26 protein-coding genes are annotated in these 26,225 nt (G+C 54.7%); 9 read left to right on the top strand and 17 right to left on the bottom strand.

The window, feature by feature from the left end; translation table 11 throughout:
• Nucleotides 1-12 precede the first annotated feature (12 nt).
• From porL to A3841_RS06960, 8 genes are all read right to left on the bottom strand, one after another.
• Nucleotides 13-816, bottom strand: coding sequence for a type IX secretion system motor protein PorL/GldL (gene porL / locus A3841_RS06995; RefSeq protein WP_073851585.1), 804 nt, complete (start codon nt 814-816; stop codon nt 13-15).
• A gap of 81 nt (nt 817-897) precedes the next feature.
• Nucleotides 898-1,914 carry a T9SS ring complex lipoprotein PorK/GldK gene (porK, locus tag A3841_RS06990; RefSeq protein ID WP_073851584.1) on the bottom strand — a complete coding sequence of 339 codons (1,017 nt, stop codon included), beginning with the start codon at nt 1,912-1,914 and terminating at the stop codon, nt 898-900.
• Nucleotides 1,915-2,143: 229 nt separating this feature from the next.
• Nucleotides 2,144-3,109, bottom strand: coding sequence for a PorP/SprF family type IX secretion system membrane protein (locus tag A3841_RS06985; RefSeq protein WP_073851583.1), 966 nt, complete (start codon nt 3,107-3,109; stop codon nt 2,144-2,146).
• Between the two features lie 161 nt (nt 3,110-3,270).
• The gene (locus A3841_RS06980) at nt 3,271-4,074 is read right to left on the bottom strand and encodes a uroporphyrinogen-III synthase (protein ID WP_073851582.1); all 804 of its coding nucleotides are present in this window, start codon (nt 4,072-4,074) and stop codon (nt 3,271-3,273) included.
• A 54-nt stretch (nt 4,075-4,128) separates the two neighbouring features.
• On the bottom strand, nt 4,129-5,295 hold the full coding sequence (locus tag A3841_RS06975; protein WP_235861317.1) for a DUF4271 domain-containing protein: 1,167 nt from the start codon (nt 5,293-5,295) through the stop codon (nt 4,129-4,131).
• Between the two features lie 99 nt (nt 5,296-5,394).
• A complete protein-coding gene (locus tag A3841_RS06970; RefSeq protein WP_073851581.1) occupies nt 5,395-5,802 on the bottom strand; it encodes a hypothetical protein in 408 nt (135 codons plus the stop codon).
• The gene (gene lipB, locus A3841_RS06965; RefSeq protein ID WP_073851580.1) at nt 5,786-6,520 is read right to left on the bottom strand and encodes a lipoyl(octanoyl) transferase LipB; all 735 of its coding nucleotides are present in this window, start codon (nt 6,518-6,520) and stop codon (nt 5,786-5,788) included. The genes A3841_RS06970 and lipB overlap by 17 nt, the downstream gene beginning before the upstream one ends.
• An 8-nt stretch (nt 6,521-6,528) precedes the next feature.
• Nucleotides 6,529-7,524, bottom strand: a complete 996-nt coding sequence (locus A3841_RS06960) for a bifunctional phosphoglucose/phosphomannose isomerase (protein WP_073851579.1) — start codon at nt 7,522-7,524, stop codon at nt 6,529-6,531.
• 53 nt (nt 7,525-7,577) lie between these two features.
• On the opposite strand from A3841_RS06960, the gene A3841_RS06955 reads away from it, so the two are divergent.
• The gene (locus A3841_RS06955) at nt 7,578-7,940 is read left to right on the top strand and encodes a YraN family protein (RefSeq protein ID WP_073851578.1); all 363 of its coding nucleotides are present in this window, start codon (nt 7,578-7,580) and stop codon (nt 7,938-7,940) included.
• Nucleotides 7,941-8,559: 619 nt separating this feature from the next.
• Here A3841_RS06955 and A3841_RS06950 read toward each other — a convergent pair.
• Both A3841_RS06950 and htpG read right to left on the bottom strand, forming a co-directional pair.
• Entirely contained in the window at nt 8,560-9,456 is an 897-nt protein-coding gene (locus tag A3841_RS06950) for a toxin-antitoxin system YwqK family antitoxin (protein ID WP_235861315.1), read from the bottom strand.
• A 279-nt stretch (nt 9,457-9,735) separates the two neighbouring features.
• Complete coding sequence (gene htpG, locus A3841_RS06945) at nt 9,736-11,556, bottom strand: molecular chaperone HtpG (protein ID WP_073851576.1); 1,821 nt, start codon at nt 11,554-11,556, stop codon at nt 9,736-9,738.
• A gap of 316 nt (nt 11,557-11,872) precedes the next feature.
• Between htpG and A3841_RS06940 the strand changes: the two genes are divergently transcribed.
• The 3 genes from A3841_RS06940 to A3841_RS06930 all read left to right on the top strand — a co-directional run bounded on the left by A3841_RS06940 (nt 11,873) and on the right by A3841_RS06930 (nt 15,357).
• The gene (locus A3841_RS06940) at nt 11,873-12,196 is read left to right on the top strand and encodes a hypothetical protein (protein WP_073851575.1); all 324 of its coding nucleotides are present in this window, start codon (nt 11,873-11,875) and stop codon (nt 12,194-12,196) included.
• 178 nt (nt 12,197-12,374) lie between these two features.
• Entirely contained in the window at nt 12,375-14,768 is a 2,394-nt protein-coding gene (locus A3841_RS06935; protein ID WP_083610245.1) for a TonB-dependent receptor, read from the top strand.
• A 55-nt stretch (nt 14,769-14,823) separates the two neighbouring features.
• Nucleotides 14,824-15,357, top strand: coding sequence for a hypothetical protein (locus A3841_RS06930; RefSeq protein ID WP_073851574.1), 534 nt, complete (start codon nt 14,824-14,826; stop codon nt 15,355-15,357).
• 219 nt (nt 15,358-15,576) lie between these two features.
• On the opposite strand, the gene A3841_RS06925 is transcribed toward A3841_RS06930, so the two are convergent.
• The gene (locus tag A3841_RS06925) at nt 15,577-16,206 is read right to left on the bottom strand and encodes a YdeI/OmpD-associated family protein (protein WP_073851573.1); all 630 of its coding nucleotides are present in this window, start codon (nt 16,204-16,206) and stop codon (nt 15,577-15,579) included.
• Between the two features lie 335 nt (nt 16,207-16,541).
• Between A3841_RS06925 and A3841_RS06920 the strand changes: the two genes are divergently transcribed.
• The gene (locus A3841_RS06920) at nt 16,542-17,054 is read left to right on the top strand and encodes a hypothetical protein (protein WP_073851572.1); all 513 of its coding nucleotides are present in this window, start codon (nt 16,542-16,544) and stop codon (nt 17,052-17,054) included.
• Between the two features lie 104 nt (nt 17,055-17,158).
• Nucleotides 17,159-17,491 (top strand): DUF4286 family protein, encoded by a 333-nt coding sequence (locus A3841_RS06915; RefSeq protein ID WP_073851571.1) that lies wholly within the window; start codon nt 17,159-17,161, stop codon nt 17,489-17,491.
• An 80-nt stretch (nt 17,492-17,571) separates the two neighbouring features.
• Here A3841_RS06915 and A3841_RS06910 read toward each other — a convergent pair whose 3' ends face one another.
• The 3 genes from A3841_RS06910 to A3841_RS06900 all read right to left on the bottom strand — a co-directional run bounded on the left by A3841_RS06910 (nt 17,572) and on the right by A3841_RS06900 (nt 19,476).
• A complete protein-coding gene (locus A3841_RS06910; protein WP_073851570.1) occupies nt 17,572-18,045 on the bottom strand; it encodes a GNAT family N-acetyltransferase in 474 nt (157 codons plus the stop codon).
• A 111-nt stretch (nt 18,046-18,156) separates the two neighbouring features.
• Complete coding sequence (locus A3841_RS06905; protein WP_073851569.1) at nt 18,157-18,900, bottom strand: acyl-[acyl-carrier-protein] thioesterase; 744 nt, start codon at nt 18,898-18,900, stop codon at nt 18,157-18,159.
• A gap of 117 nt (nt 18,901-19,017) precedes the next feature.
• Nucleotides 19,018-19,476 (bottom strand): hypothetical protein, encoded by a 459-nt coding sequence (locus A3841_RS06900; RefSeq protein WP_073851568.1) that lies wholly within the window; start codon nt 19,474-19,476, stop codon nt 19,018-19,020.
• A gap of 422 nt (nt 19,477-19,898) precedes the next feature.
• Here A3841_RS06900 and A3841_RS20250 point away from each other — a divergent pair, with 422 nt between their 5' ends.
• Complete coding sequence (locus A3841_RS20250; protein ID WP_170866154.1) at nt 19,899-20,045, top strand: hypothetical protein; 147 nt, start codon at nt 19,899-19,901, stop codon at nt 20,043-20,045.
• 244 nt (nt 20,046-20,289) lie between these two features.
• Here the strand turns inward: A3841_RS20250 and A3841_RS06895 are convergent, their stop codons facing one another.
• Nucleotides 20,290-22,470 carry a prolyl oligopeptidase family serine peptidase gene (locus A3841_RS06895; protein ID WP_073851567.1) on the bottom strand — a complete coding sequence of 727 codons (2,181 nt, stop codon included), beginning with the start codon at nt 22,468-22,470 and terminating at the stop codon, nt 20,290-20,292.
• A gap of 222 nt (nt 22,471-22,692) precedes the next feature.
• On the opposite strand from A3841_RS06895, the gene A3841_RS06890 reads away from it, so the two are divergent.
• The gene (locus A3841_RS06890) at nt 22,693-23,349 is read left to right on the top strand and encodes a 2OG-Fe(II) oxygenase (RefSeq protein WP_073851566.1); all 657 of its coding nucleotides are present in this window, start codon (nt 22,693-22,695) and stop codon (nt 23,347-23,349) included.
• Between the two features lie 108 nt (nt 23,350-23,457).
• On the opposite strand, the gene A3841_RS06885 is transcribed toward A3841_RS06890, so the two are convergent.
• Both A3841_RS06885 and A3841_RS06880 read right to left on the bottom strand, forming a co-directional pair.
• On the bottom strand, nt 23,458-24,315 hold the full coding sequence (locus A3841_RS06885; protein WP_073851565.1) for a hypothetical protein: 858 nt from the start codon (nt 24,313-24,315) through the stop codon (nt 23,458-23,460).
• Between the two features lie 73 nt (nt 24,316-24,388).
• Nucleotides 24,389-25,390, bottom strand: coding sequence for a sugar phosphate nucleotidyltransferase (locus A3841_RS06880; RefSeq protein ID WP_073851564.1), 1,002 nt, complete (start codon nt 25,388-25,390; stop codon nt 24,389-24,391).
• A gap of 241 nt (nt 25,391-25,631) precedes the next feature.
• On the opposite strand from A3841_RS06880, the gene A3841_RS06875 reads away from it, so the two are divergent.
• Nucleotides 25,632-26,210: a LemA family protein gene (locus A3841_RS06875; protein ID WP_073851563.1), complete on the top strand. Its 579-nt coding sequence runs from the start codon at nt 25,632-25,634 to the stop codon at nt 26,208-26,210.
• The last annotated feature ends 15 nt before the right edge of the window (nt 26,211-26,225 follow it).

Below are 26,225 nucleotides of genomic sequence, written 5' to 3'. Positions count from 1 at the left end.
TTAAACTGGAAATTAGCCTTTCATGGCTGACAGCATGTTGCCATACACCGTGTTCAGAGAGTGTAGGTTTTGCGTCAGGCGAGAAACTTCCTGCTTAAACTGTTCTGTATCTTTGCTGGCGTCTGTAAGGTTCTCCATGGCCATGCTCAGGTTGCCATAGAATTTGTTCATGGCCTTCAGGTGGTTGTTGGAATCCTGAAGCTCCATCTCGTACACTGCATTCAGAGCACCCAGGTTGCGGGTCATGCCCTGTATCTGCGTATGGTACTCTTTTGCATCTGTAGCAGAAACCGCCATCTGGGAGATAGCATCCGCTGTGGTAGCGTACGCGCTGTTGATCTGATCCAACTGGCCGGCGGCAGCACGTACACGCGTGGTGTACTCCTCTGTAGCGGCAGCGGCATTGCTCATGTCAGCCATGCTCGCAGCAGTTTCGCTCAGGCGGTTAAGGCCAAGGCCAAGTTGGTTTATTGTTTCCGGCGTAATGTCAGCATTACGCATCATTTCGTCGAGTTTACCAGTTATGGACGGTCCACCAGCTACGGCGCTTGTGGCAGGCACGAGGCCCTCTCCGGCGAAATCATCAGCAAGTTGTGGGTATACCCTGGCCCAATCCGGCTCAGCATGCTGCGGCTGGAACGCACTCAGGAAAAATATAACTGCCTCTGTGCTCAGACCAAGGATCAGCATTAAGTCGGCGCCTGGCCAGTGCTGGATCTTGAACAGCGCACCCACAATTACGACGGCAGCACCAATACCATAGATTTTTGGCATCAAAACGTCGAACAAGAAACTGCGACCTTTAGCTTTGCTCATTTTGTTTTCTAATTAAGTAGTGAACGATTGATTAAAAGGATAAATGGGGGATTGGGAATAAAAATGTTTGATTGTTTACTATTAAAACTCTCTGCCTGAGGAACGTCCCAGGTAAATCATCGCGTTACGGAAACCGATGTAGGATCTGGCGGAGTCCTGGAATTCGAAGTTACGCGTTCCTGTCTCCAGGAAGTAGGCGATATCTTTCCAGGAGCCTCCTCTTACCACTTTGCGTGGTTCGTTGTCGTCGTTGTAAACCGGGTTCAAATCCCAGGTAATCGGAACAGTAGCATCAGAATAGGCATCCTCGCACCATTCCGACACGTTTCCGGCCATATCATACAGGCCGAAGTCGTTCGGGAAAAACTGCGCTACAGGGGCCGTATAGGTAAAGCCATCGCTGTAGTAGTCGCCGCGGCCCGGCTTAAAGTTGGCCAGCAAACAGCCTTTGGCGTTGCGCAGGTAAGGGCCACCCCACGGGTAAACAGCCATATCACGGCCGCCACGGGCTGCATACTCCCATTCTGCCTCAGAAGGCAGGCGGAACTGCGGCATGGGTGCACGGCCATCCTCGGCGTTTGCCTGGTTTTTGTGCTTGGTGCGCCACTCACTAAAGTACTTGGCGGCAAACCAGTCCACCCCCACCACAGGGTAGTCATCAAAGGCAGGGTGCGAGAAGTAGTACTCCATCAGCGGGTCGCCCATGTGGTACGTATAGTCTTTCACCCATACCGTAGTATCCGGATACAGATTGCTCATCACATGCTCCTCACCCAGCACATCCAGCGAGTCTTCCATCATCACGTTAATGAACTGACGGTACTCGTTGTTGGTGATCTCGGTCTCATCCATGTAGAAGCCACCAATCGTCACTTGCTTGTTTAAGTTTGCCATAGATGCCGCTATGTCCTGGTCAGCCTGGCCCATGTGGAACGTACCGCCCGGGCAGGCCACCATGCCATAAGGCACTTCCTGCGGATTGTACTCTGGTCTGTCCTCGGCACCTACAAGATCTCCTTGCGGCCCGCGTCTCATCCCACAGCTTGCAAGCAGTACCACCGCCAATGCGAAGGAAGACAGCTTAAGTAGTTTATTCATGATGACTGTTAAAAAGTAAATTTTCTGTAATAGATTTTAGCACACTTCTACGAGTGTAGCAAATATATGAGAATTAGGAATAAATAAAAAACAATTCACTACAACACCTTTTTTAATTTTTTTAACGCGTTAAGGCATTGATTATTATTGTGATGTACAAGTATTTTTTTGTGCACTTTTTTAAGAATAGGCCCTAAAAGTAAAAAAGCAATTACAATTATCAACCATCTTACCGCGTAAAAAAGTAGCGGGGCGTTCTTACAGGTGGCTTAAACCGCACTACCGGCTCTGGCAGGCGGTAGTTCACCATCACCTCGTGCGAGGTGGCAGCCTTGGCGGCTTTATGAAAGGTGGTTAAGTCCAGTGCATATCCTACCCGTAGCGCATTATCCTGAAACAGAGATACTCCCACAAGGGCACTAACAGCTTCTTCGTGCCGATAATTCACTCCGGCCCAATATTTTTCCTGGTAGGTTACCCGCCCCCCCGCATCGAAGGAGAACGTCTCGGTGTCGTGCTTGAGCAGGACGGTGGGGGTAAGGACCAGATCGTTGTTTAGCGGCATGTGGTAACCAGCTGTCAGGTACATGTGGTTTTCACCCAGTAGCGTTCCTTTTCCGGTATTGGTGGAGTCCGCAAACTCATACTCTGCCTTCCGCAGGTTGGTAACGCTGCCGCCGGCGTAAAATGTCTCTGACTCGTACCACACACCCGCGCCCAGGTCGAATTTTGTGTCCTCGCTGTTGAACGGCACATTGGGGTCGCCCTCGTCGATGGCGCGGTAGCGGCCCTTCTTATAATTGTTCACATTGCCCTGCACCCCCAACCCCAGCTTTCCTGTCTCGCCTACCTTAATATGAAAGGAGTAGGAGAGGGCCGCCGTGAGAATGGTGGTGTTGGCTATCTTGTCGCGCATCAGGTTCAGGCCCACACCGCCGTGCAGCAGCCGCACCGGCGCATGGGCCGAGAGGAAGAGCGTCTGCGGGGCGCCGCCGTCGTCGAAGGAGGCGTCGTAGCCCAGCCACTGGTAGCGGTAAAGAGACATAAACTCCGGCCGGTTGGTGATGCCCGCGTAGGCGGGGCTCAGCTGCATGCCATTAAACCCATAGTGGGTGAACTGAGGTTGCTGTTGCGCAAAGGCGCCGGGTGCAGCCATCAGGAGCACCAGCAACAAGACGGGTAGAAGCTTTTTCATAGGCTGCGGCAAGAAGGCAAGGTTAAGGTGAGCTATTTAGGACAGAACGCTTTTCAAATATAGCTATTAAACACTAAAACGCAAATGCCCCCTGCGTAGCGCAGTGCCGGCGTTTGCGTTTTAGATAGTATGCAAAAAAGGCTTAAAAGTTGCGTTCCGAACTATTTTTTTGCCTCCTGCATCTGGTTCTGTATGTATACTTCTATGGCGCCGGTCATGGATGGCGCATTGGGGTGCGGCGCTTCAATGTCCAGCTCCAGGCCCGCGTCGCGCACGGCTTTGGCTGTGGTTGGGCCAAAAGCGGCAATCCGCGTGTTATTTTGCTTAAAGTCCGGGAAGTTAGCAAACAACGAAGTGATTCCTGAAGGACTGAAAAAGGCGAGGCAGTCGTAGGTCACGTCGTCCAGGTCAGACAGGTCGGCGGCAACGGTTTTATAGATGATCGCCTCCGTGTGCTTGATCTTGTTGGCCTGCAGGAACTCCGGGATATCGTCTTTGCGGATGTTGGAGCAAGGGAACAGGAAGTTCTCGTTCTTGTGCTTCTTGATCACCTCGAACAGGTCCTTAGCCGTTTTCTCGCCCACAAACAACTTGCGCTTGCGCAGCGTGATGTACTTCTGCAGGTAATAGGCTGTCTGGTCAGAGATACAGAAGTACTTCATGTCGGCAGGCATCTCGATCTTGCTCTCCTGGCAGATGCGGAAGAAATGGTCCACGGCGTTGCGGCTCGTGAAGATCACGGCTGTGTGCGAGAGAATATCCACCTTATCCTTGCGGAACTCCTTGTACGGAACCGGCTCCACCTCTATGAACGCCCTAAAGTCAACCTTAATCCCATACTTCTCCGCAATAGACAAATAGGGGGAGTTGTCGGTGGTTGGCTGTGGTTGGGTAACCAGAATACTCTTAATGGGAATCTTGTGTCTTTCAGGGTTCGCAGAGCCCTTTGCTTTGCTTTCAGCCATATTAAAAAATCATGCTTTTAAGTTCGCCTGCTGCAATACCCGCCGTAATCTTGCTTAGAAATTAAAAACAATCAGCTCCAGCATTATCGCCAGCGGAATCACTTCTGTGGCGCAAAGGTACGAAAATAAATGCAAATTTATCACCGAGGCTTTCTTATTTACGGCGTAAAACACGCGCAGTATCGTGATAACCAGTAACAATGCCACCGCCAGACTCGAAATAAGCAGGATTGTCTCGGGCATCATCATGTTCAGGGAGAGGTAGAGCAGCATCACGAGGGGCAGGAACAGGCCCATAAACAGCAGCGAGCGCAGAAACTCGCGGTACTGCAGCTGCACCAGGCTCCCCAGCCCGAACACAAACGCCATCACCTTCAGGAAAACATACTTCAGCAGCACGATGCCGAAGATCAGCAAAGTATAAAACAGGATCTTGGTGGTAATGTCGGCCTCGGAGACCGGGAAAAGGCGGTTAAACAGCCGCACGTGCTGCACATTGGTATGGATGGCGGCAATAAGCAGGGCCATGGACAGCGAGAAGGCCAGCACGAACAGCATGTTGGAAACGGCCCCCACGGGTTTCCCCACCGAGTAAAGCCCCTCCGTCGGGCTGGCGTGCAGAAAGCGGTTGAGGTCGAACTGGCTCTTGAAGTCGGCGGGGTAGCTGACGCGCAGCAAACCGTAGATCAGCCCGATCATCAGCATAAAAAGGATGAAGGCATTTTGGTTCACGTACTCCCGCATCTGCACCGAAAAGGGGCGCTGCCCGTTCTCCTGCCTGGTGTCGGCCACCAGGGGCACGTTGCGGAAGGTCTTTACGTTTGGCTGCTGCGCCGGGTGCCACACCGTGAGCAGGTACTTCCCTTCCACGGGCTCCGTGCCGCCGCTATACTTCGCTAAGTTTAACGTATAATTTGCGGTGGAGTCGGCCTTAAAGATGAGCCGGTTGTTGAGGAACAGGCACAGGTCGCGGGGGGCGGCAAAGGCAATGTTGAAGGGCTGCGCCTGCGTGATGGGCAGCCACTGGTGCAGGGCGTTGTAGCGTGCGTGCTGGCTTGCCACGTACGGCACCAGCTGCGTTCCCTCCTCCGGCTGCACCAGCCAGTTGCCCGTGATGGTGTTCTTCTGCTCCAGCGGCAAGACCTGCCCCTGCACAGGCACCTGCCATACTATAAAGAGCAGCAGAAAAATGAAGTTATACTTGGGGAGCGCTCTGTGCACGGCGTTCAGGGGTTTACTGGGTTAAGCTGGTAAAATGGGAGCCCGTTGGACGAGGCTGCAGCGGCTGGTTTATACTTTTATACTTCCGCAGCGCCTGGTTCAGGAGTGCAGCACGCCCTCCAGTTGCAGCAGGCTTATCTCGATCAGGTTATCCTCCACGATGGAGTCGGGCACGAACACGAAGCGCTTGTCGTAGATCTGGCGGCCGATGTAGTAGCTTACCCAGTACTCGTTATTGATGTGGAAGATGGCCGGGTCGATGGGCTCCACCTGCACGAAGCTTTTGGCCTCCACGTGCTCGAACATGTGGCGCAGCACCGATGTCTTCACTTCCTCCCCGTCCACCAGGCCGTAGCCCTTAGAGGCCACCAGCACGTTCTCCACCGGAAAGTTATTGTAGTTGAGCAGGTATACGCTCCAGGCGGGCTGTTCGGCAGTGGTATCGACGGTCCTGGCAACAGCCACCGCAATGCTCTCTACCGTCCCGAAATCAATGTCCTTCTTCATGCGCAGCAGTTGTGATATTGGCCCCGAACAAGGCGCCCAGGTGCTTTAACAGTTTCTCCTCTACCTCGGCCAGCGGCACCTCATGCCCCAGCTCTTTGGCCAGCGAAGTTACGGCTTTATCAGAAATCCCGCACGGCACAATGTTATTAAAGTAATCCAAATCGGTGTTGATGTTGAAGGCGAAGCCGTGCATGGTTACCCAGCGGCTGCACTTCACGCCCATGGCGCAGATCTTGCGCGGGTTGCGCTGCTCCTCGTGGTCGAGCCACACGCCGGTAAGTCCCGGAATGCGACCGGCGGCAATACCATAGTCTGCCAGCGCAAGTATAATCGCCTCCTCCAGGAAACGCAGGTACTTGTGGATGTCGGTGAAGTAGTTCTCCAGGTCCAGGATGGGGTAGCCCACGATCTGGCCCGGGCCGTGGTAGGTAATGTCGCCGCCCCGGTTGATCTTGTAGTAGGTGGCGCCTTTGGCCTGCAGGCCCTCCTGGTTCAGCAGCAGGTGCTCCTCGTGGCCGCTCTTGCCCAGCGTGTACACATGCGGGTGCTGGCAAAACAGCAGGTAATTGGGCGTTGGCACCTGCGCGTCGGGTGCGGCGGCGCGGTTCTGCACCTTAATAGCCAGGGTGGCGGCGAAGAGCTTGTCCTGGTAGTCCCACGCCTCTTGGTAGTCGATCAGCCCCAGGTGCTCAAACTGTATGTCGGTATTCTTTTGCACGTTATACTTTATACTTTGGAAAGTTCTACTTTCAGGTAGTTAATGTTATCAGTTGTGTTCGGGTCCACCTTGTTCAGCCCGGCCAGGTAGAGTGATACCCAGTCGAAGAGGTGAATGAGGTAGAGCATCTGCTCCAGCAACGTGGCCCCCATGGCCTCCACCTCCAGCACATCCTGCACCTGGCGCTCCAGCACCGGCCTGGCCAGGGCCATGCGCAGTTGGGCGCGTGGGTGGTCGTACCCGGTTTTGATGTACAAAACAGCCAGCTTCCCGAATAGTTCCGCCGGTTGCTGCCAGCCCTCCACCTCGTTGTGGCTCGCCTCGGGCAGCACGTTTACATGGGCCAGTTGCTTGGCGTTGGTGTTGAGCTGCTGCTGAAAGCGCAGCGCCACCGGCGCCAGGGCATCACAGGCATAAAGTATGGGCAGCCTGCCCCGCAGCGAATTGGCCAGGGCGCTGGCCTGTACTTTTATACTTCCGGCCTGCTCCTCCAGCAGGTTTATACTTTGCCCGAGCTCCGTTTTAAAGGCATCATCCAGAAGCCCTGCATAATGCAGCAAGTATAGCTGTTGCACCAGCGTGAACCCCAGGCAGGCGCGCGGCTGGCCTGCATCCGAAGGGATGACGATGTGCGGCATGCTGTTGGCCTGCGCCGTGCGGAGCATCTCCCCACCCGAGGTTACAAAGGCCACCGTGGCCTCCGCCTTCATGGCCTGCCGCACCACCGAAAGGGTTTCCTCGGTATTCCCGGAGAAGGAGGAAGCGATGACCAGCGTATCGGGACCTACAAAAGCCGGCATCGTGTAGCTTTTCTGCACCACCACCGGCACCTTTAGCTTATCGGCTACGTAAGCCTGCAGAATGCTGCTGCAGATGCCCGATCCGCCCATTCCGGCCAACACCACATTATTATACTTTGGGCCGGAGAAAGTAACGGCGGCGCGTTCCCCGATCTCCAGGGCGTGGCGCAGCTGCCGGGTAAAGCTTTCGATAAGTTGTTTCATAGTTGCTAAAGTTGGCGTAGCAGCCTTAGCTGCCCGCAAAGTACACGTTTTATATGGCTTCTCAAATAAGCAAGCACCTCCACACCGGGCAGCTGGGCGAAAACCACGCCGCCGCTTTCCTGCTGGGCCAGGGCTACACGATCCTGCGGCAGAACTACAGGTATAAACGCGCCGAGGTAGACATCATTGCGCAGAAAGACGAGCTGCTGGTGTTTGTGGAGGTGAAGACCAGGGCCTCTAATAGGTACGGGTATCCGGAGGAGGCGGTTAATTACAGGAAGGAGGCGATGCTGCTGGGCGCGGCCGAGGAGTTTATACTTCAGCAGGAGTGGCAGCATGAGGTGCGGTTCGATATCATCTCGGTTACCTTAACCTCCCCGCCGGAGATCCATCATATTGAGGATGCGTTTTATTGAGGTTATACTTGTACTTGCCCCAGCCATACTTCTATACTTGGCTTATACTTTTACACCTGCCTTTCATGGTGCAAGCCTTCAGACTTGTATCCTACCTTGGCGTAGGGTTTGCAACCCGACTGGATTGAAAAGCCATATTTTATACTTGGGTTATACTTTTATACTTGCTGGTTTATACTTTCCTAGCCGCCGCTTCCTTCCACTTGAAACAGGCTATCCTTGCTTACTTCCGTTCATCCACGGCTTTACAACCTGCTCGTTTCATTTCTGGCTTTGGTGCTCTCAAGCCCGAGAGGGCTCGCCTTTGGGCATCGCGCTGTGTTCCCTCCTGCGCCAGGGCGCTGCCGCATGCGCGGCACCGGATCTCACAAGGCGCTCAACCCAAAGACTGGGATCAGATTCGATAGCCACGGCTATTTGTCATCTCGACTTTCGGGAGAGATCTCTATAGAATTCCGGGTAGATCTCTCGCGCTGCTCGAGATGACAGGTGAAGTAGTAAGTACGGCTCCCCGCCTTAGACAAGGAGGGGTAGGGGTGGTTGGATTCGGTACTGCAGAGCTCCCTCCCCTGTTTTTAGGGGAGGGCTGGGGTGGGGTTATACTTGCAGCGGCAGGCACTTATTTACTACTCGCCTGCGAACGCTTATCGAACTTACCGCGCTCGTAGATGGGAGTGGCGTGGCGGTCATATTCCCTGATCAGGTAGGGCTCGTGCGGTGCATCGTAGGCAGTTTTGGGGTACTGATATTCGTAGCGCCGGCGGTTCCGGAAGTCGTAGTAGTTGACCCAGACGCCCACTTTGCGGCCTTTCTCATACTGCCCGCTCCACTCCAGTTGCCCGTTCTCATAGAATCTGTAATACGTACCCTGCACATCCCCATGCTCGTAGGGAATCACCTCCTTTATCTTTTTGGTATCGCCGTAATACGTTACCACCGCATCGCGCAGGAAGCCCTTTTCATAGTGCTCCTTGTCTACCAAGGTATGGTCCTCGTTGTTGCGGTACTTTTCCCAGCGCAGGTGCTTGGTGCCCACGTAGAAGTAACCTTCCTCCACCACCTCGCCGTCCAGCGTCTTCTTGTAAGGGCCATGCAGCACCTTGTAGCGGTCGGTGTCGGTTACGGCAGCGCCGGAGCGGGCCAGCTTGCGCTTGTCGGTATCGTAATAATACTTGAGCGGGGCGTATGGGTCGGGCTCCTGGTACTCGGGCAGGTAGCCGAACGTCTCAACAGTTTCCTTGTAGCGGCCGCCGCTCTTGGTGTAGCCGCGCTTTATCTTGTAGCCCAGAAACTCGCGCTTGCTGTGCTTGGCCTTGCGTTTCTTCTTTTTCTCCTCGATCTCCTCTTCCAGCGGGTTGCGGGTCTCTACGGTAGGCTGGGTGGTGTCGGCGGAGGCCAGGGCATCAGTTTTTGCATGGCTTTCCTCCTTCAGGCGGGCCATGTCCAGGTTGTAGTCACTGTTCCACTGGGGCTGGCCGCAGCTGCCCAGGCTTAGCAGTAAAATCCCTATCCACAAAGTATAAACCGAGCTTTTCAATTTCGAATTGTTCTATTGTTTCGTGGTTAAATTGTTAAACTGTTCAAGGGATGCTCTTAGTATACTTTCGCCCTTCCACGGGAAAACCAGCAATTTAACACTTAAGCAATTTAGCAATTATAATATAAGTATACGCACCAACGCCCCTATAACTATGCCTGCGCCGGGTAAGTTTCATTTATACTTTGGGGTGAGTCAAAAGCAAAAAAGGCAGCGCCCACATGGGCACTGCCTTAGCTGTTAGGCATAAAAAAGGTACTACTCGTTTGTCATCAGCTCGAAGCTGCGCTTCACAAAGCTGGTAAGCGCCGCGCCCGACAGCATGTTCTGCGACAGCAGGGCCAGATCGAAGGCCTGGCGCGCCAGCTTGCTCTTCTCCTCGGCCTTGAGCACGCGCTGGTTCAGCGGGTGGTTGGCGTTGATGGTCACGTTGTAGGTATCCGGCATGTCGCCCATAAACATCATCCCGCCACCGCCGGAGCGGCTCATGTCCTTCATGCGGCGCATAAACTCGGGCAGCGTGATCACCACCGGCGCATCGTCCGGGGCCAGCGGCGCTACCTCCACGTGCATGTGCTGGTTGCTGATGGCCTCCTCGTATACTTTCTTCAGCTCCTCCTTCTCCGTGTCATTCAGCACACTTTCCTTCGTTTCGTCCTTCTCCACCAGCTTGTCAATGGTTTCGGAGTCCACGCGCTTAAGGGTGGTTTTCTCCAGCTTCTGCTCCAGCAGGCCGATAAAGTGGCTGTCGATGACCGAGTCGAGCTTGAGTACGTCGTAGCCGCGGCTTTGGGCCGCTTCCACAAAGGCGTGCTGCTTCTCGGCATCGGAAGTATACAACAGCACCAACTGCTCGCTTTTGTTCGTCTGGTTGGCCTGCACCAGTGCCTTGTACTCTTCTATGGTGTAATACTTGCCCTCCGTGCTCTGCAGCAACACAAAGTCCTTCGCTTTTTCATAGAACTTGTCATCGCTCAGCATGCCATACTTTACAAACACGCTGATGTCGTCCCAGTTCTTCTCAAAGGTCTCACGGTCTTTGCGGAAAATCTCTGCCAGCTTGTCGGCTACCTTTTTGGTGATGTAGGTGTTGATCTTCTTCACGCTGGCGTCGGCCTGCAGGAAGGAGCGGCTCACGTTGAGAGGAATGTCCGGCGAGTCGATCACGCCGTGCAGCAACATCAGAAACTCCGGCACCACGTCCTTCACCTCGTCAGTAATAAACACCTGGCGCGAGTAGAGCTGGATCTTGTTGCGCTGGATCTCGAAGTCGTTCTTGAGCTTGGGGAAGTATAAAATGCCCGTCAGGTTAAACGGATAGTCCACGTTGAGGTGAATCCAGAACAGCGGCGGCTCCGAGAAGGGGTACAGCTCTTTGTAGAACTCCTTGTAATCCTCGTCTTTCAGATCCGATGGCTGCTTGGTCCAGATCGGGTTGGGGTTGTTGATGGTTTCGCCCTCAAACTCCACCGGCACGGGGAGGAACTTGCAGTATTTGTCCAGGATGGTGCGGATACGGGCGGTCTCCAGGAACTCCTCCGAGTCCTGGGCCACATGCAGGATCACGTCCGTGCCGCGCTCGGCGCGCTCAGCCGATGTGATGGTAAACTCCGTGCTGCCATCGCAGTCCCAGCGGGCGGCCTCAGCGCCCTCCTGGTACGATTTGGTGATGATCTCCACGCGCTCGGCCACCATGAAGGCCGAGTAGAAGCCCAGACCAAACTGACCGATGATCTGGTCCTTGTCGGCAGAGGCGTCCTTGTAGCGCTCCACAAACTCGGTGGCGCCCGAAAACGCGATCTGGTTGATGTACTTCTTGATCTCCTCAGCCGTCATGCCCAGGCCGTTGTCGGAGATAGTGATGGTTTTGGCCTCTTTGTCCACGGCCACTTTCACCTTTAGCTCGCCCAGTTCGCCTTTATACTCGCCGATGGAGGAGAGGCGCTTGATCTTCTGCGTGGCGTCCACGGCATTGCTCACCAGCTCGCGCAGGAAAATCTCGTGGTCGGAGTACAGGAACTTCTTGATGATCGGGAAAATATTCTCGGTGTGGATGGAGATATTACCTCTTTCTTCCATTGTCTATTCGTTATATGGTTAAGGTTGATCTGTTACGGATGCTATACTGGAGCGGTGCTTTCAAAACCTGTTCCAGAGCGCCAGGGAGTGACAGGATGGCAGGAAGCATCGGATAAAACTACCGCCGCGGCAGAGTTTTATACTTACCGGGCTACTTTATACTTCCTCAAACTAAACCTTTTTACCCGGATCGCATCTAACCCTCCGCAGCACCCCAATTTATACTTGTGCGTACAGGACAAGTATAAACAGGGAAAGGCTCTAAATGCAACATTGTAGAAAATAGTTATATCTTTGTTTTTGTTTCAAGGCCAACGTGCACCGTTATCTCCAACATATCGCCCTTGCGCTGCTCCTGCTCTTCAGCAGGGCCATGGTGCCCGATGAGCTGATTCAGGAGCTGCACCCGCACACGCACACGGTGCACACCGACCACTGCGACTCCCACGAGGCGCAGGTAGGCATGAAACACAAACACTGTCCCGTAGAGGACGTGTTCAACTCGCCCTACCAAGGTGAAACGCTCTCCCTTCGCTTTACAGCCATTACCCACACTGCTGTTTATGCCGGTATTTATACTTGCAGCTGGCAGGGCAGCAAACCTTCCTTATACTTTCTTCGCGGCCCGCCGTTGGCCTGATTTCAGCTGAACCGCACGGCTCAGCCTATACTTTGTAAAGTATAACTGCGGCTCGTGCCTACCTTTCCAGACCTATTTTACAAGCCCTAACAGGCCCGCTTCTGCCATTGGCGCAGCGGCTGCCGCAGCGGGGCCCATCCGCTTTAGGCTATACTTGGTGTAGCCACCAAATTTATTATTGCTGAAATTAGAAGACGTGCTGAAGACGAAAACCCTATTTCTTACGCTGGCTTTACTGGCATGGCAGGCACCGGCATTACGGGCACAATCCCTGCCTGGGCCGGTGCCTGAGGATGCCGAGCAGGACTGCGGCCTGACCCTCTCGGGCAAGGTGCTGGACCACGACACGCGCGAGCCGCTGATCGGGGCCACGATTTACTTACCGGAACTGGACCGCGCCACCATGTCTGATGAATATGGCAACTACCATTTCCACCAGGTATGCCGCGGTGCCTATACGCTGCAGGTAAAGTATGTGGGCTATGAGGAAGAGCAATTCGCCGTCAGGCTTTCCGCCTCGCTTGCCCGCGACCTGCCATTGCACGCCGACGCCCGCCTGCTGCGCACCGTGGAGGTGACCGGGGAGCACCTGCGCGCGCAGGCCCAGACGCAGCAAAGTATAAGCGGCCGGGAACTGGAGCAGACGCGCGGCCTGGCGCTGGCCGAGACGCTCAAAGGCATCGCCGGCGTAACCACGCTGCAGACCGGCCCCACCATTTCCAAGCCGGTTATCCACGGCCTGCACAGCAACCGCGTGCTGCTGCTCAACAACGGCGTGCGCCAGGAGGGGCAGCAGTGGGGGGCCGAGCACGCGCCGGAGATCGACCCTTTTATCGCCTCGGAGATGAAGGTGATCAAAGGGGCGGCCGGGGTGCGCTACGGGGCCGATGCTATTGGCGGGGTGGTGCTGGTAGAGCCCAAGGCGCTGCCCACCACACCCGGCGTCCGCGGCGAGGTATACTTGCTGGGCAGCACCAACAACCGCCAGATGGCTACCTCGGCCACGGTGGAGGGCAACTTTGAGAAACTGCCGCCGCTGAGCTGGCGCCTGCAGGGTACGCTGCGCAAGGCCGGTAACGCCAAAACGCCGGACTATTACCTGGAGAACACCGGCCTGCGGGAGCAGAATTTCTCGGCGGCGCTAGGCTATGATAAGGAGACGTATGGCGCGGAGCTGTTCTACAGCCGCTTCAGCACGGAGTTGGGTGTGCTGCGCGAGTCGCACATCGGGAATGTGCAGGACTTGATGTACGCCATTGAGCGGGGCAGGCCCAGCAACGCCGGTAACGCCGAGTTTACGTATGCCATCGACCGTCCGTACCAGGACGTGCAGCACGACCTGTTCAAGGCCAAGGGCTTCTGGCAGTTGGGCGAGGCGGGCAAGCTGGAGTTTGTGTATGGCTGGCAGCGCAATCTGCGCCAGGAGTACGACATGCGCCGGCGCGTGAGCCAGGCCCCAACCTTGCAGCTCACCCTCAACACCCACACCACCGAGGTCACTTTTGAGCACAAGCCGCTGGGGAATGTAACGGGCCTGGTGGGCATCAGCACCATCTACCAGAAAAACACCTACCGCTACAGCGATTTCCTGCCATACTTTACCGGCACCACGGCGGGCATCTTCGCCACCGAGACGTGGAAGAAAGACCGTCTGCAACTGGAGGCAGGGCTGCGCTACGACTACAAGCACCTGCAGGTGAAAAAGCTGGAGAACAACCGCGAGCTGATCAAGCCGGAGTATGCGTTCAATAACTTCTCCGGCACACTGGCGGCGATGTATGATGTGGGCTACCACCTGACCTTCGGTCTGAGCGCCACCTCTGCCTGGCGCGCGCCGGGTGCCAACGAGCTCTTCAGCGAGGGCGTGCACCACAGCGCGGCCACTTACGAGAGCGGCAACCCGGATCTGAAGTCGGAGCAGGCCTATAACCTGGAGTTTTCGGTGGATTATTTCAGCAACCCGCGCCTGAACGGCACGCTGAGCCTGTACCACAACTACATCCGCGACTACATTTATCTGGCCCCACAGCCGGAGCCGGTACTAACTATTCGCGGTGCTTTCCCGGCGTTTGCGTATACCCAGGCTGATGCCACGCTTTCCGGCGTGGACCTGAGCTGGGATTTCAAGCTCGCAACGGGCTTGGTACTGGACTCGAAAACCTCGCTGCTGTATGCGCGTAACCTCGATACCAACGATTACCTGATCTACATGCCGGCCAACCGCTTCGACAACAGCCTGCGCTATGAGTTTTCCTCTGGTGATGGCGGCAAGCTAACGGATGCATACTTGTCGGTGGGTGGGGTGTATGTGGCGAGACAGAACCGTGCTCCCGAGAAAACGGAGCAGGACTTTGCGCCGGCACCGGAGGGCTATTTCCTGCTGCAGGCGGAGGCGGGCACTACCATCCATTTGGGCAAGCAGCCGATTGAGGTGGGCATAACCGGGAACAACCTGCTGAACACCGTGTACCGCGACTACCTGAACAAGCAGCGTTACTACGCCGATGAGCTGGGCCGAATGCTGCTGCTGCGCGTGCGGGTGCCGTTCGATTTCAGCAACTCAAAAAAATAAGTATCATTTATATATGGAATATCGTATAGTTATGCATTCTACAAAAACCCTTACCATGAAAAAACTATTTAGACCTTATCTTACCGCATTCTTATTAGGCGCACTGCTTATCTCCACCTCCTCCTGCGGCGACGATGACGATCCGGATCCAATCAAAGAAGAGGAAAATATCACCTCGATGACACTGACGCTGGAGCCAGTTGCAACAGACAAGGGCATTCAGACAGCTACGGCTACTTTTACGGCTGGCAGCAAGCCAACGCTCAGCCTGGTTCCGAACACGCAGTATAACGCCACCATCACCTTCAATGATAAAATAGAGGATGAGATCAGGACAGAGGCGGAGGACCACGAGTTGTTCTTCGATGCTCCGGAGAACGTGCTGGTGGTGCAGAAAATCCTGCCGGATGACTTTGACAACAACGACCGCCCCGTAGGCTTACAGACCAGAATGCTCTCAGGGAATACCGGTTCTACCGGCTCGCTGAAGATTACGCTGAAGCACCAGCCCGGCCTGAAAACCGACGAAAGCGATGTGACTATTGGCGAAACGGACATTGAGGCTACTTTTACGGTGAACGTTCAGTAGCAGTACTGGCTATATAAAAGTATGAAGAGGCGCCGTTCGGTTGAGCGGCGCCTCTTCTTTTATACTGTATAGTTTTTATACTGTATAGTCCAAGTTGCCATTAACCCACCCCTAACCCCTCCAAGGAGGGGAATCAAATTACACCTACAGGAATTCCCCTCCTTGGAGGGGCGGGGGTGGGTTTAACTTACAGCGAAGTAATAAAGCTTGACTTGGTCTTTATACTTTCCTTTTAGCCATCTCCTCCACGGTTTTGGCGATGCGGCGGGTCCGGGTTTCGGGCCTTTTAGCCTCCAGCACCGCCACCACATGCTCCTTGCGGTGGGTAAAAGCCATACTTTCGAACGCCTCCAGCAGCCCCGCCTCCTGCAGCGCCTCCTTCAGGTCGTCGGGTAGCGCCACTGTTTTAGCTTTTCTGTCGATGCCGGGCATATCCACTCCGAACGTGGAGGGCTGTTTGCGCGCTGCCTGCGGCCTGAACCGCAACGCCGACCATACCTCGTCTACGGCCACCTGCCGCACCGGCTCGTACTGCATCTGGGCCATCACCTGCCAGCCGTTGTCGCGGGTGAGGTCTGTTTTGATGCCGGATGATTTCTTGGGGTAGGCTATCCAAAGTATACTTTCGGGCTGCAGCAGCGCCACGGCCTGCGGGGCCAGTTGCGCCAGCTCGGCGGCACGCTGCACAAACAACAGCACGGCTGCATAGGAACCTATACCTGGTGCTTCATCGGCTCTTGTAAAAGTATGGTCTTCGTGCTGCAGCGCTTGGGCCACCTCGTCCGGGGCTTGCAACAGCAGCAGGCACTGCTCTTTCTTAAGCTGTAGTTTCTTTCCGAGGTCTGCCATCGTAGCGTATAAATCGAGGTGGATAATCCTGCCTAAACTACTACAAAAGTTGCACTCCTGCACCCGAAGCGGGCATTTTTAAAGTGGCCGCCTCCATCCTATAACTTTATACTTCCGGACAAGTATAAAGTATCGCTACGCATCACAGCCGCTCGCCCTATACCTCTCCACGGCCTGCAAAAGGCATATTCAGAAGATTTCCTAACACAGGGACAACATTAATCTAACCTGCATAGTATAACTAAATATAGTTAAAAACATATTTAATAATATATATGCCTATGTTTAGAATTTCTACTTCTGTTATTTCCGTTTTAAACCGAGTTGCTTTGTGCTTGCTGCCAGTGCTTTTTATGGCTGCCTGCTCTGCCCACGTGGAGCGCGAGACAGACAAGAAGCAGCAAGACACTACCGTGGCTGTGGTGGCATCCAAAAAGGTGCCCAGCGTTACGGTGGCTTCTTTCCAGAACCAATCCGATGAGGTTTATTTCGACCTGATTGCCAATACCTCCAGCTGCCTGGGCGAAGACCTGTGGTTTGGGGGCAAGCTTGAAAGCCAGAGCAAGGCGCTCCTGGCAAACTCAGGAGACATTACGCAGCGGAGAGTATACCGCGTTACCGAGCTCACCGCCACCGGCCTTAACAGCAACAACAGCTACAAGGTGGACAACAACGCCAACACGCTGCGCGCGGTGGTAAACGAGAAGGGCGAGATCTTTCTGCAACTGAGCCAGGGGCAGCTGCAACTACTGCCGCAGGCCAACGAAGAGCCACTGGTGCTGGCGTATCAGCCAAACCCAAACGATGGCTACTACGATGGCACCATCGGCCGCTGGAGCTGCAAGTAAGGTTTAACCACCTTTAAATAACAAGAGGGGCCCGTGCCGGCAAGGTGCGGGCCCCTCTTTTATACTTTCGGCCATAACAACCGGGATTTTCGTATTTTTGTAGTATGATATTGTATAACGAGACCCTAAGTATAGATAACACCGTGGCCGACGAGTGGCTACAGTGGATGCAGGAGGTGCATATTCCGGCCGTGATGGGCACCGGTTATTTCCTGGGCAACCAGATCAGCCGCCTGATGCACGAGGTGGCCAACGATGGCACTACCTATGCCGTGCAGTATACCTGCCGCAGCCTCGAAGACCTGGAGGAGTACCAGCGCGAGCACGCCCCCGAAATTGACCTGCGCCACCACACGCGCTACCAGGGCAAGTACGTGGTTTTCCGCTCGATGCTGGAAGTAGTGGCCCGTGATGTGGAGCGCAAGGGAGGGGAGTAAAGTATAAAGGGCCAGCGGTTTTCTGAGGCCGCTGACCCTTTATACTTATACTTATACTTATACTTATACTTTATGCCGCGTTAAGGGGCATACTGCCGTATCTGCTCCTCGTTCAGGCTGCAGTTGATCCACTCGCCGTCCAGGGCAGCGCCAATCTTCCTGTAAAAGGCGATGGCCGGTTCGTTCCACTCCAGCACCTGCCACTTAAAGCGCTTGGCGCCCGTATCCTTCGCCTCCTGCGCCACCGCGTTGAATAGTTTCTTGCCGATGCCCGTGCGGCGCAGTTTTTCCGTTACCACCAGGTCCTCCAGAAACAGCATCCTGCCTTTCCAGGTGGAGTAGGCCGTATAGTATAACGCGATGCCCACGACGCCGTCCTCGTTCTCGGCCACAAAAAACTTGTAGATCGCGTTCTCGCCGAAGCCGTCGCGCTCCATCTCCAGCAGCGTGTTGGTAACCTCATCCGGCGCCCGCTCATATACCGCCAGCTCCTTTATCAGCGCATACACCTGCGACAAATCGTCTATCGTTCCTTTTCTTATCTGTATGTCCATTTTAATTGTTGAATTGCTGCATTGTTGATTGTTTGAATCAGAACTGCGGGGATTAGCGGGATATTCAGGATTAAAATTCACTCATGCGCTCATGCACTCATTCAAAATTCCCTAACTCCAAACCGTTCTGGCCTGCACCAGTTCTTTGCCGCTCTCCTGGCTGGTGAGTCGGTGCAGATAAGTATGGCCGTCCGCACCAGCAGGCGCTGCCGCAGACACCACGGTATCACCGAGTATACTTTCGGCTTTAAAAATGATGTCCACCTGCTGCAGCTGCTTTTGCTCCAGCAGGTGTAGCGGCAGCGTGTCCAGCGCCCATTGCAGGTAGCGGGTGTTGGTTACGTGGCGGTTCAGATCGATGTCGTGCCAGCCCACCGGCATCTGCTGCTCGTGCTGCGCCTCCTGCAGTTGCGGCAGCTTGCCCTTGGCAAACGGAAGCGGCTCGCTACCGGGCACCACCTCCACCTCCAGAATGAAATCGGGCACCGACACAAGCTGTCGTTTCACCACGTCCATCACCAGCCACACGCTGGTGGCCTGCCCCAGCAGTTCCCGCTCCTGGTTGTAAATACGGAAATCGCGGTGCAGAAATACGCGTTCCCGGCCCGAGGCCCAGGTTTCCACGGCAATTTTATCGTTGTGGCCAGGGTAGCGGAACATCTCTACGCGCATGCGCTGCAGCACCCACGTCAGCCCTCGCTCCAGCAAATCGTACATCGAGATGCCCAGGTCGCGGGTATTCTCCCAGGCAGCCTCCTGCATGTAGCTCACCAAAGCCGGCATGGTAGCCTGCCCCCGGTAGTCTATCTCGCTGGAGCGGACGGTAAACGCGCTTTCCCCTGCCCTTGATTTCATGCCTTCGTTTATACTTGTTTGCAAGGCTAAGGTACGTAAGAATCGTGGTAGCTGCCACCAAAAAACAAAGCACCTTCTTTGGCAGAAGGTGCCGCTGTCATACTTTCCTCAGGCACACTAAAGCTCCAGGCTCGTTACCCCGGTAGCCAGCATCACCAGCGATACGGCGAACAGCACCAGGAACAGCAGCAGCATGATCACCATAAACTTGAACAGAATTCGGAGCCTGCCGATGGCCTTGCCCACCTTCTGCCGGCTCCGTTCCTGCACCCCCTGCTGCATGCTGGCGGCAAAGTTGTAGAGGTACAGCGACGGGAAAAAGTATACCAGCGCCACGAAACCGTACACCACCAGCGTAAAGCCGGAGAGGCCCACGTCAGCCGCACGCTCCTCCATGCCCGGCGACTTCAGCATCTGCTGCATAAACAGCCCGAACAAAAGTATAAACCCTGACAGTATGAACCCCAGCACCGCCAGCACTTTCCCCCATTTGGCTGTGTCGGAAAGGCTTTGGAGCAGGCTTACGTCCAGGTAAAGTTCGTTGGGGCTGGTATTGTTGTCTTGTCTTGAGACCATGGGCGGGGTTTTACTTTATAGTTGTATCTAAATATACTAGAAATTATATACCGGTGATAGGCGTGCTCGGGTTTCGTTTTAGCTGGAACAAAAATACTCCATGCTACCGCAGGCTGACAGCTTCGGCACATTTCGGGGCGTGCGCCTATGCCTTATACTTGCATAGCCGCTGCTTTCTTTCGTTTGACACAAGCTATCCTTTCTAGCTGCTGTTCATCCTATAGTTCCCACAAACCTACTGTTTCATTTCATACCTTGGTGCCCTCCTAGGCCGGGAGGCCTCGCCTTCGGGCATCGCGCTGGGAGCTTTTCCTGCCCTCGTGCCTCGGGCTACCTGCGGCACCGGAAAAACTCGCATAGGCGCTCAACCCAAAGGCTGGGATCATTTTCGATAGCCGCTGCTTTCTGTCATCTCGAATGATATGAGAGATCTCTATAGAATTCCCGATAGATCTATCGCCCTGCCCGAGATGACAATAAAGTATAGCAAGTACAGAATTCCCCTCTCGGGAGAGGCCAGGGGTGGTTCATACTTTGTAGGGACAGGCCGCGACCTGTCCGCGCGATAGCGCCTGCTATGAAACCTATACTTTGGTAGAAGCAAGTATAGCTCCCTCCCCTGTTTTTAGGGGAGGGTTGGGGAGGGGCGAAATTCCCCTCCTTGGACAAGAAGGAGTTAGAGATGGAGTATACTTATACTTCAGCGCCCTCTTTGGGAAGTGCAGGAGCAGATCTTCAAAATCCACCAACAAAAAAGCCGCGCCACCTGAGACAGGCGGCGCGGCAGAAGTATAGTTGGCAGACCTATACTTACTATTGATTTTGTTGATACGGGTTCACGCCCATGTTCTCGTAGATGAAGGCGTAGGTATCGGCATACTCCTGGATCACGAGCGAAGTGGGTTTACCGGCACCGTGGCCCGCGCGCACATCCACCCTGATTAAGTATGGGTTGCCCGGAGCGCCCTTATCCTGCAGCTCAGAGATGAACTTGAACGAGTGCGCCGGCACCACGCGGTCGTCGTGATCAGCGGTTTTTACCAGCGTGGCAGGGTATTTTACACCTTCCTTGATGTTGTGCAGCGGCGAGAAAGTATACAGGTTCTTAAACTGCGCCTCGTCCTCCGAAGAGCCGTACTCCGGCACCCATGCCCAACCGATGGTGAACTTGTGGAAGCGCAGCATGTCCATCACACCTACCGCAGGCAGGGCTACTTTGGCCAGCTCCGGGCGCTGCGTCATAAAGGCACCTACCAGCAAACCACCGTTAGAGCCGCCGGCCACCGCCAGTTTCTCAGAGGAAGTATACTTCTGGTCGATCAGGTACTCGGCTGCGGCAATAAAGTCGTCGAACACGTTTTGCTTGTTTGGCGTCATGCCAGCCTTGTGCCAGTCTTCGCCGTACTCGCCGCCACCGCGCAGGTTAGGCATGGCGTACACGCCGCCATTCTCCAGCCACAGCATGTTGGCAATGCTAAAGCTTGGCGTCATCGAGATGTTGAAGCCGCCGTAGGCGTACAGGTAGGTTGGGTTGGTGCCATCCAGTTTCAGGCCTTTTTTGTGCACGATGAACATTGGAACCTTGGTACCGTCCTTGGAAGTATAGAACACCTGCTTCGTTTCAAAGGCATCGGTATCCACGTTCACTTCTGTCTTGCGGAACTGCGTTACCTTGTTGTTCGGCACGTCGTAGCGGTAGATGGTGGGCGGGTAGGTGAAGGACGTGAAGGTGAAGAACACCTCCTTATCGCTCTGCTTGCCGTTAAAGCCGCTCACCGTGCCCAGCGTGGGCAGTTCCACGGCATTCAGCTGCTTGCCGCTCTGGTCAAACACCACTACCTGGCTTGTAGCGTCTTTCATATAAGTCGCAATAATGCGGCCGCCCACGGCAGACACGCCCTGCAGCACGTTCTCCGACTCCGGCACGATTACTTTCCAGTTCTGCTCCTGCGGTTTTTTCGGGTCGATCATCACCAGGCGGTAGCGCGGCGCGTTCTTGTTGGTCATTACCAGCAGCTGGTCGCCGAAGTTATCCACCACATTGTACTCGCTCTCGAAGTTATCCACAATTGGCTTGATCGTAGACTTCGGATCCTTCAGGTCTTTAAAGTATAACGCGTTAGCCCCGCTCGCCCCCTCCGACACGTTCAGGATCAGGAAGCGCTCGTCGTCGGTGGTCTGGCCGTAGAAGTTGCGCAGCGCGTTTTGCTTGTCCTCATACACCAGTTGGTCCTGGCTCTGCGGCGTACCTACTTTATGGTAGTATACTTTGTGGTACTCGTTCTTATTGGCCAGCTTGTTGCCCTCGGTGGGCGCGTCGTAGCGGCTGTAGAAGAAGCCGTTGCCGCTCCAGCTCGGACCCGAGAACTTCACCCACTCCAGCTGGTCGTCCAGCTTTTTGCCGGTGGCCGTTTCCATCACGTGGTAAGTGTTCCAATCGGAGCCGCCGCTGGAGGTGCCGTAGGCCAGGTACTTGCCGTCCTTGGAGAACTGCAGCGCCGTCAGGGCCACCGTGCCGTCATCGCTTAGCTTGTTCGGGTCGAAGAACACCTTTGGCTCTGCCTCCAGGCTCTCCTGCACGTACAGTACGCTCTGGTTCTGCAGGCCGTCGTTCTTAAAGAAATAGTACTTGCCGCCCTCTTTAAACGGGGCGCCATACTTGGGGTAGTTCCAGATCTCGGTGAGGCGGTTCTTTATCTCGTCGCGGAAGTCGATGCTGCTCAGGTAGCCCTGCGTTACCTCGTTCTGCTGCGCGATCCACTCGTCCAGCTCCTCGTCGTGCTCTTCCTGCCAGCGGTAGGGGTCAGCCACCTTTGTGCCGAAGTAATCGTCTATATGGTCTACTTTCTTGGTGTCAGGGTAATTAAGCGCCTGCTCGGTGGTGGCGGTTGTCTCTGTCGTCATGCCTGTGGCAGTTGTATCGGTTTGGGATGAGGTGCAGGCCGACACAGCCGTGAGGCCGCCGGCCAGCAGAAATACAGTTGTCTTTCTCATAAGTGCTTTGTGTGGTGTTTTGTTTTCGGGTTTGATAAAAACCGACGAGACAAGTTACGAAAAATATGCCATAATGTGCTCCCGGCCACGCTTGCTGCAACGTGCGGTAATTTATAGATCAGCTTGAAAAAATACTGGCGGCACCGGTATACAAGCAATTTAATTTGCGTTTACTTTTGCAGGCTTTTCTCCTGACACTGAGACAAGTATAGCATTTTACAGATGATAGAGAAAGAGTTAGAGGAAAAGCTGCTACTCAAGTATGAGCAGATCGCCGACAGGCTGTCGGAGAAGGGATACGCCATTATCGACAACTTTCTGGAGCCGCAGCAGGTGCGTAACCTGCTGGAAGTGCTCGCACACCACAAGGAGCAGGGTGGCTTCAGGAAAGCCGGCATCGGCTCTGCCGACCGGGTGGTGGTGGACAAGGAGGTGCGCGGCGACTATATCCGCTGGATCGAGCCATCAGAGGCCTTGCCACCCACCCAGGTATTCCTCGACCGCATGAGCGACCTGCTGCGCTACATTAACCGCACTTGTTTCCTGGGCCTGCGGGACTACGAGTTCCACTTCACGGTTTACCCGCCGGGCACCGTGTACCAGCGCCACATCGACCAGTTTAAGGAAAGCGACCACCGCCGCCTCTCCTTTATCTGCTACCTGAACGAGGACTGGCTGCCCGAGCACGGCGGCAACCTGCGTTTATACTTGCCCCAGGAGGATGGATCCGAAGAGGAAGTGGATATCCTGCCCATCGCCGGCCGCCTGGCCTGCTTCCGCGCCGATATGATCCCGCACGAGGTACTGGTTGCCACCCGCCACCGCTACAGCCTCACCGGCTGGATGCTGGACCAACTGAACGAGCTGACGTTTTTGTAAAGACTTCCCACGACCTCGCGGCGTCCGGAGGTCCCGCGAGCGTCTTAATTATTACCATGTAACGTGCTGGTGCAGCCGAGCATAAGGGACTTTGCCATTGATCGCTTTTTACCCTTTCTTCTTATTAAAGTTTAACTTGTACTGTAAGCTCAATCCGCCTATCAGGGAGTATAACCGGATTTTTTCCTCCGATTTGATGAAGGTTCTTGTTTCGGTTGTGCCTTCATAGGTGGTATGCGTATCCGTTCGCGCTACAGATGGGGCGAGTAAAGGGATGGCCACACCTAACTGCGCGTTTATGTTTATCCCATAAAGCGTGTAGCCTGCACTTATGGCAGGGTCCGCAGTTAAGCCTCTAAGGTTTTCATAACTGCTCCTGGTAGAAGCGTAATAGGTATCGTAAAAGCTGAAATCTGTGTACCGTGCATATGAAACCCTTAGTCCAAGCCCATACTCGCCTTTCGGCACTCTTTTACCCGCATTAAACTGCCCGAACACGCTCCAGTATCGCGCCTCCGTGGCTTCTCCATCCGTATCGCCTTTAAAGTGCCAGTAATTGTCAATCCTGGTTATACCTGTCCCCACATAAGCCTCTACTATGGGGAACTCCGCATTTTCCGTCCTGGTAAAATAACCCAGGCCGCCTTTGATGGCATAATCATTCCTGTCAACATCATACCTGTCACCCATAATGCTTAGCCTTTTCTTCGTGCCATGGTCGAAGGTCGCAGCAGAGAACAAGGCCAGCTTATCTGTAAAAGCATAAGAGAGGTTAAAGTCATAGCCACCACCCCTGCCAAAAGAAAGATGCAACTGGTTTTTCTGATCGTGAAGCGGGATTACGAGTGATTTGGGCGTATAGAACTCTTTTTGTGCAAGAAGCTTGTTTGGAAGCAGCGCAACACCGGCAATCAGGAAAGCATACCGCAGTAGCCGTAAATACAAAACGCCTTTGCACCTGTTCATATAGCTATGGTTTAAGTTACATACAACGGCTTTTATAACAGATACGCGCAGGAACTACGCACGCTGCCGGGGCTTACTGCCCGAAATTGATCTCGGTACTGTCGCCAATGTTGAGGCTGTGGCTGAAGCCTTTGAAGGAAGCGTCGCTGCCGATAATGGAGTCGTGCATAACGGCCAGGCGCAGCTCGGAGAAAGAGCCGATGATGGAGTTGCTCAGTACGCAGTTGGTAATGGTGGTATTATCGCCGATGGCTACGTTAGGGCCGATGATGGAGTTGGTGATCTCGCAGCCCTCGCCTATACTTACCGGCGGGATGATGATGCAGCCGGGGCAGAGTGTGCTGTAGTCGCGGTCGCGGAACCTGGGGCGGGCCAGCAGCGTGGCGTTTGCCTCCAGCAGCGTCTCCTTGCGGCCACAGTCAAACCAATGGTCCACGCTCCAGGGCACCATTTTCTCGCCGCTCTTGATCATGTGCATCAGGGCATCGGTGAGGTGGAACTCGCCCTGGGTTTTTACGTCCTCTGTTATGATGTGCTGCAGCGAGGCGATGAGTTTCTGCGGATGCATGATCTTGTAGAGCCCCACCAGCGCAAAGTTCGACTTCGGGATCTTGGGTTTCTCCACCACCTTCACCACAAACTCATCGTGGCCCATCTCGGTAACGCCGAACAGCGAGGGCTTGGCTACCTTCTTGACGCCCAGCACCGAGTAAGGCGCCTTTATGATGGCCTCCAGGTCCACGTCCACAATGGCATCGCCGAGCATGATCAGGATACTTTCCTCCTGCTCGTAGGTATGGCGCGCCACCCACAGGGCATGCCCCAGCCCCTCGCGCGGCTCCTGCACCACAAACTCGGCCCTGGCCTGCGGGTACTTCTGCCGCACGTAGCGCTCCACCTTCTCGCCCAGGTACCCGATAATGAACACGAAATCCTGTATACCCGCCTCCAGCAGTTTGTCTATGATATGGCCCAGAATGGTGTTATCGGCCACAGGCACCAGCGACTTGGGCTGCGTGTGCGTGTGCGGCCGAAGCTTTGAACCAACGCCAGCTACAGGTATAATTGCTTTCATTCACTATGCATTTACTGCAATATATTGATTTTATCTCATAAAGTAAACGCTGCCAGGCGGTAGCGGCGTATAAAAACGGATAATATTTGCCTGCCGCGGCGGCTCCTGTTGTCCCATAAACATAGCTGCTTGTTAATTTTTACATATTTACTGCCCTTGTCTAACAAGCGTTTGTTAAATTCGTACTCATATCGCCTTGCAGGCACACAAAAGCGTATAGTTCAAACATATACTTAAAACCATGAAAAGACTGTTTTTTTACCTCATTGGATTCGTGATGATCAGCTCCCTGTCCTCGTGCGGCTATAACACGATGGTGCAGAAGGACGAGACGGTGGAATCGCAATGGGCCAACGTGCAGAACGCCTACCAGCGCCGCGCCGACCTGATCCCGAACCTGGTGAACACGGTAAAAGGAGCCGCCAACTTTGAGCAGGAGACCCTCACCGCCGTGATAGAAGCGCGCGCCAAGGCCACCAGCGTCAACATCAGCCCCGATAACCTGACACCCGAGAACATAGAGCGTTTCCAGCAGGCGCAGGGCGAGCTGAGCGGCGCGTTGAGCCGCTTGCTGGTATCCGTGGAGCGATACCCGGAACTGAAGGCGAACCAGAACTTCCTGGAGCTGCAGGCGCAGCTGGAGGGCACCGAAAACCGCATTGCCGTAGAGCGGCGCAAGTTTAACGAGACCGTGCAGGACTATAACTCCTATATCCGCTCCTTCCCGCGCAACCTCATAGCCGGCATGTTCGATTTCGAGCGCAAAGGCTATTTCGAGGCAGAAGCCGGCGCCCAGCAGGCTCCTACGGTGGAGTTTTAATTGCTGATTGTTAGT

It is taken from the genome of Pontibacter flavimaris (assembly GCF_001907195.1).
GTDB classification, from domain to species: Bacteria; Bacteroidota; Bacteroidia; order Cytophagales; family Hymenobacteraceae; genus Pontibacter; species Pontibacter flavimaris.
The sequence above is the reverse complement of the archived record's forward strand: the minus strand, read 5'-3'. Positions and strand labels throughout refer to the sequence as shown.